The following is an 11,395-nucleotide window of genomic DNA, read 5'->3' as shown; positions in this document are numbered from 1 at the left end:
CTCGGCGCCCAGGTCCGACAGCCTGGCCTTGGCGCGCAGCACGAACATCGACAGCCGCTTCTGGATCGCCGGCTGCAGGTCGGCCGACAGCTGCATGGCGATGCCGTGGGCGTCGCGCCAGATCAGCAGCGTCGCCATCAGGCGGCCCTTGGCGGAGCAATAGCCGGCCAGCCGGGCCTGCCCCTGCGGCAGGTCCTCGACGGCGTTGGTCAGCTGGCTGTGCAGGAAGGTGGCGGCATCATCGCCGGCCACGCGGATCAGGCCGACGTTGGCGGGGCGGCAAACGACGCCGTCCTGGCGCAGGGCGGCGAACTGGGCGGCGCGGGCGGGATTGGGGGCGTGCATGGAGAGAATTCGAATTCGAAGCCGGCGCGCGGGCCGGGACGGTTGGCGGATGGCTTGTGCGGGGCCTGTCACAACTTGTGACTCGGCGAGCGGCGGCCCCGGACAAGGCTCCCGGTATTATATGGGTCTGCCGTCATTGCGGCCGGCGGCCGTCTTCTGGTCACCGGTGGAGCCTGCCACCTCCGCCGCTTGCCCTGTTGGCGCTGCCCGGCAGGGCCTGCCGCACCGATACACGCAGGCTGCACGCAGATCCGCGCGCAGCTCCGCCCGTTGAGCGCATTTATCCGCACCTTACCCAAGCTTGTCGATGAAACGTTTTTTCTCCCGGCTGGTTCTGGCCGCCGTGGCATTCGCGCTGGCCGCCGCCGGCGCCTTCGCCTGGTGGGCCAACCAGCCGCTGACGCTGCGCAGCTCGCCGCTCGAAGTGATCATCAAACCCAATTCCAGCGTGCCGAGCGTCGCCCGTCAGGTGGCCCGCGGCGGCGTGCCGATCGATACCCGGCTGTTCGTGCTGCTGGCCCGGGCGACCGGCAATCACGCCAGCCTGAAGGCGGGCGGCTACCAGTTCGAGAGCGGCGTCACGCCGCTGCAGGTGATCGGCCGCATCGCGCGGGGTGAGGTCAACCACCATGTGCTGACGGTGATCGAGGGGTGGGAATTCCGCCGCATGCGCGCGGCCGTCGATGCCCATCCGGCCTTGCGCCACGACACCAAGGGGATGAGCGAGGCGGACCTGCTGAAGGCGATCGGCGCCACCGAGCCCTCGGCCGAGGGGCTGTTCTTCCCCGACACCTATCTGTTCGCCCGCGGCAGCAGCGATGTGGAGCTGTACAAGCACGCCTACCGGGCGATGCAGCGGCGCCTGAACGAGGCCTGGAACGCGCGCTCGCCCGACCTGCCGTACAAGACGCCTTACGACGCGCTGATCATGGCGTCGATCGTCGAGAAGGAGACCGGCCAGGCCGCCGAACGGCCGATGATCGCCGCCGTCTTCATCAACCGGCTGCGCAAGAACATGATGCTGCAGACCGATCCGACCGTGATCTACGGCATCGGCGAGGTGTTCGACGGCAACCTGCGCAAGCGCGATCTGCAGGCCGACACTCCGTACAATACGTACACCCGCACCGGCCTGCCGCCCACGCCGATCGCCCTGCCGGGCGTGGCGTCGCTGGCGGCGGCGACCACGCCGGCGCCGACCGACGCGCTGTATTTCGTCGCCCGCGGCGACGGCACCAGCCACTTCTCCAACTCGCTTCCCGAACACAATCGCGCGGTCGATCAATACCAGCGCGGCAAATAATCACGAACACGATCGCCATGCGCGGAACATTCATTACCTTCGAAGGCATCGACGGCGCCGGCAAGAGCACGCACCTGGCGTGGTTCGCCGAGCGCCTGCAGCAGCGGCTGGGGCAGGGCAGGCAAGTGGTGACGACCCGCGAGCCAGGCGGCACCGCGCTGGGCGAGGACCTGCGCCAATTGCTGCTGCACCGGCCGATGCATCTGGAGACCGAGGCGCTGCTGATGTTTGCCGCCCGCCGCGAGCATCTGGCCGAAGTCATCGAACCGGCGCTCGCGCGCGGCGACTGGGTCCTCTCCGACCGATTTACCGATGCGACGTTCGCCTACCAGGGCGGCGGCCGCGGCCTGGCCCGGGAGCGGCTGGAAACGCTGGAGCGCTGGGTGCAGGGCGATCTGCAGCCGGACCTGACGCTGCTGTTCGATGTGCCGCTGGAGGTCGCCAGCGCCCGCCTGGCCGGCGCGCGCGAGCCGGACAAGTTCGAGGCCGAGTCGGCCTCCTTCTTTGCGCGGACCCGGGCCGAATACCTGAGGCGGGCAGAAGAGGCACCGATGCGCTTCCGTCTGATCGACAGCACGCGGCCGATCGCGGATATTCAGAAGACGCTTGAGGAAATTCTCGCAAGTCTTTGAAGCACATACAGTATCAAGACTCGATGATAGGGAGCGCGGTATCGTCGTTGTCGAATCCGCAACAACGTCCCATGCTCTCAAATTACATCAATTTCTGCCGATAACTCGTTGATTTCCATGCTCTATCCCTGGCAAACCGAAGACTGGCGGCAACTGATGGCGCTGCGCGGCCGGCTGCCGCACGCGCTGCTGCTGCATGGCCAGCAAGGCATCGGCAAGCGCGACCTGGCGCTGCACTTTGCCCAGGCGCTGCTGTGCGATACCCCGCTCGCCGATGGCCAGCCCTGCGGCACCTGCGCCGCCTGCCACTGGTTCGGCCAGGGCAACCATCCGGACTTCACCGTGGTGCGCCCGGAGGCGATGGAAGGCGGCGATTCAGATGCCGACGCCAAGGCCGACGAGGGCGGCGGGAAGAAGAAGGCGCCCAGCAAGATCATCCGGATGGAGCAAGTACGGGCGCTGATCGAGGCGGTCGGCATCGGCACGCACCGCTCCGGGCTGCGGCCGGTCGTGATCTACCCGCTCGACGCACTGCAGCACGAAGGCGCCAACGCGCTGCTGAAGACGCTGGAGGAACCGCCGCCGGCGACGGTGTTCCTGCTGGTCACCGACCGGATCGACCGGATCCTGCCGACGATCCTGTCGCGCTGCCGCCAGGTCGCGCTGCGCCGGCCGGGCGAGCAGGCTGCGCTCGAATGGTTGCGCGCGCAAGGTGTCGCCGATGCGCCGGCCCAACTGGCGCAGGCCGGCGGGGCGCCCTTGACGGCGCTGCATGCGGCCGAGGCCGAAGAACTGCCGCTGCAGCGCTGGCTGGTCGGACAGCTTGCCACGGGTCCCGCCCTCGACGCGCTGGCCGCCGCCGAGCAGCTGCAGAAGCTGCCGGTGCCGTCGGTGCTGGGCATCCTGCAGCGCTGGACCTACGATCTGCTGGCGCTATGCCTCGGCGGCGAGGGCGCAGCGCGCTATTTCCCGGGCGAGATGGCGGCGCTGCGGCGCTGCGCCGGGGCGACCGACGCGCATCGGCTGCAGGCTTTCGCCGGACGACTGGTCCAGCACCGCCGCCACGAGCAGCATCCGCTGGCGGCGCGTCTGGTGATGGAGGCGGTGCTGATGGACTACCGGCAGCTGTTCCCGCGGCAGCCGGCTTAAGCGTGGCTCACACCGGCGGCGCGTTTCTCATAAAAGACGTGAAGTTCCTGCCATAACAGTTTGATTTAAAAAAGAAGAGAAACATGGAAGCAAGCGGTTTCACCGTGCGTGACGCACAGCGCCAGGACCTGCCCGGCATCGTCGCGATCTATAACGGCACGGTTGCCTCGCGGATGGTCACCGCCGACACCGAGCCGGTCAGCGTCGCCTCGCGTCAGCCGTGGTTCGATGCGCACGGTCCCGAGCGCCGGCCGCTGTGGGTGGTCGAGGACGCTAGCGGCCAACTGGCCGGCTGGCTCAGCTATTCGGATTTCTATGGCCGGCCCGCCTATGGCGCCACCAGCGAGGTGTCCATTTACCTGGACGAGCGCTTTCGCGGGCAGGGCCTGGGCCGCCTGCTGCTGGAGCGGGCGATGGCCCACGCGCCGGCGATCGGCGTCAATACCTTGCTCGGCTTCATCTTTGGCCATAACGCGCCCAGCCTGGCGCTGTTCGAACGGCTCGGCTTTGCCCGCTGGGGCGAACTGCCGCGCGTCGCGGTGCTCGACGGCATCGAGCGCGACCTGATCATCGTGGGGCGGCGCGTCGACCAGAGCGCTTGATCTGTCCCGTCCGCCCAATCTGCCCGATTCCCCGATCTGCCATGTTTGTCGATTCCCATTGCCACCTCGATTTCCCCGACCTTTCCGCGCGATTGCCCGAACTGCTGGCCCACATGCGCGAGAACCAGGTCACCCACGCGCTGTGCATCTCGGTGACGCTGGAGGATTTCCCGCGCGTGCTGGCGCTGGCCGAGCAGCATGCGAACCTGTACGCCTCGGTGGGCGTGCATCCGGACTACGAGGACGGCGCCGAGGAGCCGACCGTCGAGCGGCTGGTCGCGCTGTCGAACCATCCGCGCGTGGTCGGCACCGGGGAAACGGGGCTGGACTACTACCGGCTCAATGGCCGCAGCGTCGACGAGATGGAATGGCAGCGCGAGCGGTTCCGCACCCATATCCGCGCCGCGCGCCAGACGGGCAAGCCGCTGATCATCCATACGCGTTCGTCGGCCGAAGACACGCTGCGGCTGATGCGGGAAGAGGACGCGGGCGCGGTCGGCGGCGTGCTGCACTGCTTCACCGAGACCTGGGACGTCGCCCGGCAGGCGCTGGACATGGGCTTCCATATCTCGTTCTCGGGCATCGTGACCTTCAAGAACGCGGTCGAGCTGCAGGAGACCGCGCGCAAGGTGCCGCTCGAGCGGATGTTGATCGAGACCGATTCGCCGTATCTCGCGCCGGTGCCGTATCGCGGCAAGACCAACGAGCCGGCCTGGGTGCGGCATGTCGGCGAGTTCATCGCCACGCTGCGGGGGCTGCCGGTGGAGCAGATCGCGCAGCAGACGACGGATAACTTCTTCAATCTGTTCAAGCACATAGAGAGGACTGCTAATGCTTGATATGAAGTCGCTACGCAGCCCTTTGCTGGTGTCGATGCGGGCCACGGTGCTGGCCGCGGCGCTGACCGTCGGCGCGCTGCCCGCGCTGGCGGCGCCGGCCGACGACCTCCGGCTGGCGGTCGAACTGGACAACGGTTATGAAGTGCGCAAGCTGCTGTCGCGCGGCGTCGATCCGAACCTGACCGACCGCCGTGGCGATCCGCTGCTGGTGGCGGCGCTGCGCGAGAAGTCGCTGAAGGCCGCCGAAGCACTGATCCAGGCGAAGAACCTCGATTTCGACAAGACCAATGCCGCCGGCGAAACCGCGCTGATGATGGCCGCGCTGCAAGGCCAGCTGGACATGGTCAAGCTGATGGTCGAGCAGCGCCAGGTCGAAATCAACAAGACCGGCTGGACTCCGCTGCACTACGCGGCCACCAACGGCCATCTGGAGATCGTCCGCTACCTGCTGGAAGAGTCAGCCTATGTCGACGCGGAAAGCCCGAACGGCACCACGCCGCTGATGATGGCCACGCGTGGCGGCCATATCGAGACGGTCAAGCTGCTGCTGGACGAGGGCGCCGACCTGCGGATCCGCAACCAGCAGGGCATGACGGCGATCGATTTCGCCGACCGTTATAACCAGCCGGAAATCGCCCAGGGGCTGCGCTCGCGCTGGCAGAAGCAGTTTCCGGACACGCCGATGGACGGCGGCAAGGGGAAGGCGGGTTGGTGAAGCGGGCCTGAGCGACCCCGGGGTTTGCTCCCCTCTCCCGCGTGCGGGAGAGGGGTTGGGGGAGACAAGGGCGCTCGTCATGTCAGACGGCAGCGGAAGAACGAGCGCAATTTCCCTCTCCCCATCCCTCTCCCGCAAGCGGGAGAGGGAGCCAACCATCGCTACAGCCGGCCGATCCGGCCGAGCGATCAAGCGGATCGCGGCAACGGCCGGCTAGGCATCGTCCGCCAGCCGCACGCCGGTGAACTGCCAGCGCTGGTGCGGATAGAAGAAATTGCGGTAGGTCGCGCGGATATGGGACTCGGGTGTCACGCACGAGCCGCCGCGCAGCACCATCTGGTTGCTCATGAATTTGCCGTTGTACTCGCCGACCGCGCCGGGGCTGGGGCGGAAGCCCGGATAAGGCAGGAAGGCGCTGGCGGTCCATTCCCAGACGTCGCCGTACATCTGGCGCAGCGCGCCGGCGGTGTTCTGCCGGTCGGGCAGCGGCCGCAGCGCGCGGCCTTCCAGGAAATTGCCTGTGGCCGGCAGGTTGCGCGCCGCGTGCTCCCATTCGGCCTCGGTCGGCAGCCGGCGTTCGGCCCAGCGCGCGAAGGCATCGGCCTCGTAGTAGCTGATATGGGTGACCGGGCTCTCCGGATCGACCGGATGCATGCCGCGCAACGTCATCTGCCACCAGGTGCCGTCGCGCTCCTCCCAATACAGCGGCGCCTCGATGCCTTGCTCGCCGACCCAGCGCCAGCCGTCCGACAGCCACAGCCCGGCGCTGCGATAGCCGCCATCCTCGATGAATTCGAACCACTGCCGGTTGGTCACCGGGTGCGAAGACAACTGGTAGGGGCGCAGCAGCACCTGGTGCCGCGGCCCCTCGCAATCGAACGCGAAGCCGGCGCGATCCTGGCCGAGCTCATGGCCGATCGACACCACGCCGCCGGAGAAGGTCAGCCATTCCGGCGCGGGCCGCGGATCGGCGATCACCGGGGCCACCAGTTCGGGCGCGAACGCCGGCTTGAGCGGATTCTGCGCGAACAGATGCAGGATGTCGGTCAGCAGCAGCTCCTGATGCTGCTGTTCGTGATTGAGGCCCAGTTCGATCAGCGCGGCCTCCTCGTCGGTCTGCGCGCGCATCAGCAGATCGAACATCGCCTCGTCGACCGCTTCGCGGTAGGCCAGCACCTCGTCCAGCGTGGGCCGGGTCAGCAGGCCCCGGCGCGGGCGCGGATGGCGCGCGCCCACGGCCTCGTAATACGAATTGAACAGATAGCGGTAGCGCGCATCGACCGGCTCGTAGTCCGGGATGCGCGCCGTCAGCACGAATTCCTCGAAGAACCAGGTGGTATGGGCCAGATGCCATTTGGCCGGGCTGGCATCGTCCATCGATTGCACCGTCGCGTCGGCGTCGCTGATATCGGCCACCATCGCTTCGGTGGCGGCGCGGATATGGCGATACCGGGACAGCAGCGCCGGCTCCTGCGGAGGGGGGACGACGCTGGCGGGCAACAGGGAAGAGGGCATGCGGGCTCCGGGGTCGATGGCGCGGCGATGCCTGCCTGGCACCGTCGCCGTGGCCGGTTCCGGCCAGCCCGCGCATCGCGCGGCAGCGCCTGCTCCCCCGAGTGGGCGTACGCCGAAACCGCAGGTACGAACCGCTCCATCATAGACGCGTTCCCTCCCTGCGGGGAGTCGGGCAGCCTCTGACGGCGCTTGCCGTCAGAGGCCTGTCAGCATCGCCGCGATCAGGCGGCCAGGCGGCCGTTCTCGTCGTTGAGCGCGGCCAGCTCGCGCTGGGCGGCATCGAGGCCGGCAGTCCGGTATTCCGGACCCATCGCCAGGCCATGGGCGCGGACATAGGTGATGTCCGTGATGCCGAGGAAGCGCAGCACCGTGTCGATCGTGACCTCGTGCAGATCCAGGCCGTTCGGGTCCTGGCGCACGCCGCCGCGCGAGGACACCACAATGGTCTTCTTGCCGCCGGCCAGGCCCACCGGACCGTTTTCGGTATAGCGGAAGGTGCGGCCGGCCTGGGCGATCCGGTCGATCCAGCCCTTGAGCTGGCTGGGGATGCCGAAGTTGTATTGCGGCACGCCCAGCACCAGCACGTCGGCCTCGAGGAATTCCTTCAGCCAGGCCTCGGTGCGCTCCAGTTCGGCCTGCTGCACCGGGTCCAGCCCTTCCTTCGGGCCGCCCAGCACCGGCAGCAGATGGCCGGACAGGTGAGGCGCCGCCTCCTTGTCCAGATCGCGCACGGTCACGGTGGCCTCGGGATGGCGGCCGCGCAGATCCGCCACCACTTGCGCCGTCAGGCTGCGCGACACCGAGTTGTCGCCCAGTACGCTCGAATCGATTTGCAGAATCTTCATCACGCTCTCCACATCGGAATTGGTTTGGATGGGAGGAAAGATAATGGCTGGCGATTGATGTCGGTAGTGATCCATAATGGAAATTATTGTTCTGCCTATAGAACGAGCTACCCCGGCCACGCCGGCCGTTCAGCCCTTACGATGGCGACCATGCAAGACCTCAACGATCTCTATCTGTATGCCCAGGTGGTGCAGCACGGCAGCTTCTCCGCCGCCAGCCGCGCCACCGGTGTGCCCAAGTCGCGCCTGAGCCGGCGCATCGCCCAGCTGGAAAAGGAGCTCGGCGTGCAGTTGCTGCGCCGGACCACGCGGCAGGTCCGCGTGACGCCGCTGGGCGAGGCGTTCTACGAGCGCTGCAAGGCGATGCTGTCGGAGGCGCAGGCCGCGCGCGACGTCGTCGAGCAGGCACGCGCCCAGCCCGGCGGACATCTGCGCGTCGCCTGCGCGGTCGGCATCGCGCAGAACCTGCTGGCCCCGTCGATCGGGCGCTTCATGCGCGAGAACCCCGGCGTGCGGGTTGAAATCGACGCCACCAATCGGCGCGTCGACGTGATCGGGGAGGGCTACGACCTGGCGCTGCGCGTGCGCGAGGTGCTCGACGACTCGTCGCTGGCGATCCGCGCCTTCGGCTCCAGTCCGCTGACGCTGGTGGCGAGCCCCGGCCTGCTCGACGCGATCGGCCGGCCGCGAACGCCCAAGGCGCTGGCTGGCGTGCCCGGCGTCGGGCAGAAGCCGCACGATGGGCGCCATGTGTGGAACCTGTCGATCGGCGACGAGCCCCCCACGCAGATTCCCTACGATCCCCGGCTGGTCTGCGACGAGTTCGCGGTGCTGCTGTCGGCGGCGGTCGAAGGGATCGGCGTCGCGATGCTGCCGCGCATGTATTGCCGCGAGGCGATCGAGCGCGGCGAGCTGGAAGTGCTGCTGCCGCAATGGCGCATGCCGGTCGGGACCCTGCACGCGGTCTTCCCATCGAGGACCGGCATGCCGCCGGCGGTGCGGCGCTTCCTGGATTTCCTGACCGAGATCCTGCCCGAGAACGTGCGCCAGGCCGGCATGCAGCCGATCATGCCGCCCGGCATGAACCAACCGCTGCCGCCGGCGGCCCCGGGCTGATCCGCGTCGTGCGGACGGTTCGGCGCGGGGCGGCATGCCGCGGTGTTGCGATCCGCGCCACAACCCGCGCCCAGCAAGGACTCCGCAAGCATTTGCGGCTTTACCTTCACGCGAACCGGCGCTAAGGTACAGAGGCGCCTCGCGTGCAGCGCAAGGCGCCTACAACGTCCGCGCACGGATCAAACCGGGGACCCGTTTGCGTCAATCACAAAAGGAGTGACATCGATGGCTGCTACTCATGGTTCTCAGGATCTGGGCAAGGCGGTGCTGCGCATCGTGCTGGGAATACTGATCCTGCTGCACGGCATCGCCAAGGTGGTCAACGGCCCCGGCCACATCGTGCAGATGGTCGACCAGGCGGGCCTGCCTTCCTTCCTCGCCTATGGCGTCTACATCGGCGAAGTGCTGGCGCCCGTGCTGCTGATCATCGGCCTGTGGACGCGCGCCGCGGCGCTGGTGATCGTCATCAACATGCTGTTCGCGGTCGGCCTGGTCCATATGCATCAGCTGGGCATGCTCAACAAGAGCGGTGGCTGGGAGCTGGAACTGCAGGGCATGTTCCTCGGCGCCGCGGTCGCGGTGATGCTGCTCGGTGCGGGCCGCTTCAGCGTCGGCGGAGCCGGCGGGCCGCTGAATTGATCCGCCGCGCGCGGCGTTTTTTGGCTGTGGCAGGGACGGCACCGGCGGCATAACCGCTACAATCGCTGCCCGTGGTTTTTTCGATGGCGTAGCGATATGGGTTTGGGCTGGTTCGGATTGTCGACCTTCTGGCTGTTGCCGCTGGCGTGGCGCATGGTGGCGCGCATGCTGGCAGGACAGCCGGTGTTTTCCGGGCCCGGCACGCTGCGCGTCTGGCTCGGCAGTGCGCTGACGCTGTGCGCGAGCGCGGCGCTCGAGGCGCTGACCGCGAGCGCGTCGGCCTCGTCCGACGTGGAATCCACCGCGTCCTCCGGCGGCGCCGCCGGGGCAGGGGTGGCCGGCATCGCGGCCGATCTGTTCGGCTGGACTGGCGCGCTGCTGCTGATGCTCGGTGTGCTGGCGCTGGCCGCGCCGATGGTGTTCGGCGAGACCTGGCCCAGCCTGTTCGCACGCAAGCCGCGGCGCCATGCCGCTGCCGGCGATGCCAGCGAAGAAGCGGTGCCTGCCGCGTCGCGTCCGCTGCGTGAAGCTTCCATGCCGGCTCCCGCGGCCACGCGATGGACGCCGGTTGGCGACGACAGCGTCCGGCGCCCGACGGCCCGCCACAAGGGCATCGAAGCGGTGTCGGCCCGACGGTCGCCGGCGTGGCAACCGCCGCCGCGCACCCGCGTGTCGCCGCCACAGCCCGGCGAAATCTGGCTGCATCCGACGCAACCGACCCGAACCGTTCCACCGGCGAGCGCCGCGGCAACCGCGCCAGCGCAGAAATCTCCGCCCGCCAGGACGACCGCTTCGGCACCATCGCGGCCGGCAGCCGTTGCGCCGACGGCCGCTGTGGCATCGACCGCGTCCGCTGCCGCCGCCGCTTCGTCGCGCGGGCAACTGCGCGCGACCGTCGTCGCCAGTCCCTTCCATCAGCCGCAACTGGGTTTGCGCGCTGCAATCACGACGTTGCCCGCAGCGCAGCCGCAGGCGAGGGCGGCGAGCGCTGTGCCGGCGAATGGCGGCAACGTAGCGGTGCCTTCCCCGACGGCGGCGCCGGCCGTGGAGCAGGGCACCTCCGTGTCGGCCGACGACGTGGCCGCAGCGGCAGCCGTAGCCGAACCGATGGCCGTAGCGGAAGCGACGGCCGCGCCGGCCGAATCTCACCCGGCCGAAGCGGAGCCAGCGGACGCCGAGCAGACCGCCGCGTACGAGGCGATCCGCGCCGAGGCGCAGGCGCTGCTGGCCGAACTGCGCGCACTGGCTGGCGCCGAACAGGGCCAGCCGGGCAGCGAGCTCGCGGCTGACGGCGGGCCGGCCGCTCCGATCGAAGCTCAGCACATTCCGGTCGACGCGGTCCTCGAGGCCGCGCCGACGCAATCGGATGACGCGACGCCGATGGCCGCATTGCCGTCGACCTTCGAACCGGACTCGGAGCCTCAACCAGAGCCGGCGTCCGAGCCGAACATCGAGCCGACTCCAAAGCCGGCGCCCGCGGCCATGCCCACGCCAGCCTGGGAACCGCCGTGGCACGAGTCGGACGATGTCGCCGCAGCGTCCGCCGGCACGATGGAACACACTTCGGAAGCCGCGCGCGAAGCCGCACCGGAAACAGCCGACCCCACGCCGGCCCCGGCGCAAAAGCCCCGCATCGTGCTGCCGGCCGTGGTCGGCCGCGCCGTGCCGCTCGACGCCGCAGCGCCGCCCGCGGTC

The 11,395-nt window shown here is 68.7% G+C and carries 12 protein-coding genes; 9 read left to right on the top strand and 3 right to left on the bottom strand.

Annotated elements, in window-relative coordinates; translation table 11 throughout:
- On the bottom strand, positions 1 to 345 hold a 345-nt coding region (locus B551_RS05095), incomplete at its 3' end, for a folate-binding protein YgfZ (protein ID WP_023263600.1).
- 307 nt (positions 346 to 652) lie between these two features.
- On the opposite strand from B551_RS05095, the gene mltG reads away from it, so the two are divergent.
- From mltG to B551_RS05065, 6 genes are all read left to right on the top strand, one after another.
- Positions 653 to 1,648: an endolytic transglycosylase MltG gene (mltG, locus tag B551_RS05090; protein ID WP_006578264.1), complete on the top strand. Its 996-nt coding sequence runs from the start codon at positions 653 to 655 to the stop codon at positions 1,646 to 1,648.
- A gap of 17 nt (positions 1,649 to 1,665) precedes the next feature.
- Complete coding sequence (gene tmk / locus B551_RS05085) at positions 1,666 to 2,280, top strand: dTMP kinase (RefSeq protein WP_006578265.1); 615 nt, start codon at positions 1,666 to 1,668, stop codon at positions 2,278 to 2,280.
- A gap of 117 nt (positions 2,281 to 2,397) precedes the next feature.
- Complete coding sequence (locus tag B551_RS05080) at positions 2,398 to 3,429, top strand: DNA polymerase III subunit delta' (protein WP_006578266.1); 1,032 nt, start codon at positions 2,398 to 2,400, stop codon at positions 3,427 to 3,429.
- 83 nt (positions 3,430 to 3,512) lie between these two features.
- Complete coding sequence (locus B551_RS05075) at positions 3,513 to 4,031, top strand: GNAT family N-acetyltransferase (protein ID WP_006578267.1); 519 nt, start codon at positions 3,513 to 3,515, stop codon at positions 4,029 to 4,031.
- 41 nt (positions 4,032 to 4,072) lie between these two features.
- Positions 4,073 to 4,870: a TatD family hydrolase gene (locus B551_RS05070; protein ID WP_006578268.1), complete on the top strand. Its 798-nt coding sequence runs from the start codon at positions 4,073 to 4,075 to the stop codon at positions 4,868 to 4,870.
- Entirely contained in the window at positions 4,863 to 5,585 is a 723-nt protein-coding gene (locus tag B551_RS05065; RefSeq protein WP_043437481.1) for an ankyrin repeat domain-containing protein, read from the top strand. The genes B551_RS05070 and B551_RS05065 overlap by 8 nt, the downstream gene beginning before the upstream one ends.
- A 213-nt stretch (positions 5,586 to 5,798) precedes the next feature.
- Here the strand turns inward: B551_RS05065 and egtB are convergent, their stop codons facing one another.
- Together egtB and B551_RS05055 are read right to left on the bottom strand one after the other, a co-directional pair.
- Positions 5,799 to 7,100 (bottom strand): ergothioneine biosynthesis protein EgtB, encoded by a 1,302-nt coding sequence (gene egtB / locus B551_RS05060; protein ID WP_023263599.1) that lies wholly within the window; start codon positions 7,098 to 7,100, stop codon positions 5,799 to 5,801.
- A gap of 221 nt (positions 7,101 to 7,321) precedes the next feature.
- Entirely contained in the window at positions 7,322 to 7,945 is a 624-nt protein-coding gene (locus tag B551_RS05055; RefSeq protein ID WP_006578271.1) for an FMN-dependent NADH-azoreductase, read from the bottom strand.
- A 150-nt stretch (positions 7,946 to 8,095) separates the two neighbouring features.
- Here B551_RS05055 and B551_RS05050 point away from each other — a divergent pair, with 150 nt between their 5' ends.
- The 3 genes from B551_RS05050 to B551_RS05040 all read left to right on the top strand — a co-directional run.
- The gene (locus B551_RS05050; protein WP_043437485.1) at positions 8,096 to 9,061 is read left to right on the top strand and encodes a LysR substrate-binding domain-containing protein; all 966 of its coding nucleotides are present in this window, start codon (positions 8,096 to 8,098) and stop codon (positions 9,059 to 9,061) included.
- Between the two features lie 225 nt (positions 9,062 to 9,286).
- Complete coding sequence (locus B551_RS05045) at positions 9,287 to 9,700, top strand: DoxX family protein (protein WP_006578273.1); 414 nt, start codon at positions 9,287 to 9,289, stop codon at positions 9,698 to 9,700.
- A 96-nt stretch (positions 9,701 to 9,796) separates the two neighbouring features.
- A partial coding sequence (locus B551_RS05040; RefSeq protein WP_023263598.1) for a DNA translocase FtsK 4TM domain-containing protein occupies positions 9,797 to 11,395 on the top strand: 1,599 nt, incomplete at its 3' end.

Origin of the sequence: Cupriavidus sp. HPC(L) (genome assembly GCF_000307735.3) — a bacterium.
GTDB lineage: Bacteria > Pseudomonadota > Gammaproteobacteria > Burkholderiales > Burkholderiaceae > Cupriavidus.
The sequence above is the reverse complement of the archived record's forward strand: the minus strand, read 5'-3'. Positions and strand labels throughout refer to the sequence as shown.

Bases quoted from the DNA above. Each gene is read 5' to 3' on its own strand.
- mltG (WP_006578264.1), top strand. From the start codon at position 653: ATGAAACGTTTTTTCTCCCGGCTGGTTCTGGCCGCCGTGGCATTCGCG.
- tmk (WP_006578265.1), top strand. From the start codon at position 1,666: ATGCGCGGAACATTCATTACCTTCGAAGGCATCGACGGCGCCGGCAAG.
- B551_RS05080 (WP_006578266.1), top strand. From the start codon at position 2,398: ATGCTCTATCCCTGGCAAACCGAAGACTGGCGGCAACTGATGGCGCTG.
- B551_RS05075 (WP_006578267.1), top strand. From the start codon at position 3,513: ATGGAAGCAAGCGGTTTCACCGTGCGTGACGCACAGCGCCAGGACCTG.
- B551_RS05070 (WP_006578268.1), top strand. From the start codon at position 4,073: ATGTTTGTCGATTCCCATTGCCACCTCGATTTCCCCGACCTTTCCGCG.
- B551_RS05065 (WP_043437481.1), top strand. From the start codon at position 4,863: ATGCTTGATATGAAGTCGCTACGCAGCCCTTTGCTGGTGTCGATGCGG.
- egtB (WP_023263599.1), bottom strand. From the start codon at position 7,100: ATGCCCTCTTCCCTGTTGCCCGCCAGCGTCGTCCCCCCTCCGCAGGAG.
- B551_RS05055 (WP_006578271.1), bottom strand. From the start codon at position 7,945: ATGAAGATTCTGCAAATCGATTCGAGCGTACTGGGCGACAACTCGGTG.
- B551_RS05050 (WP_043437485.1), top strand. From the start codon at position 8,096: ATGCAAGACCTCAACGATCTCTATCTGTATGCCCAGGTGGTGCAGCAC.
- B551_RS05045 (WP_006578273.1), top strand. From the start codon at position 9,287: ATGGCTGCTACTCATGGTTCTCAGGATCTGGGCAAGGCGGTGCTGCGC.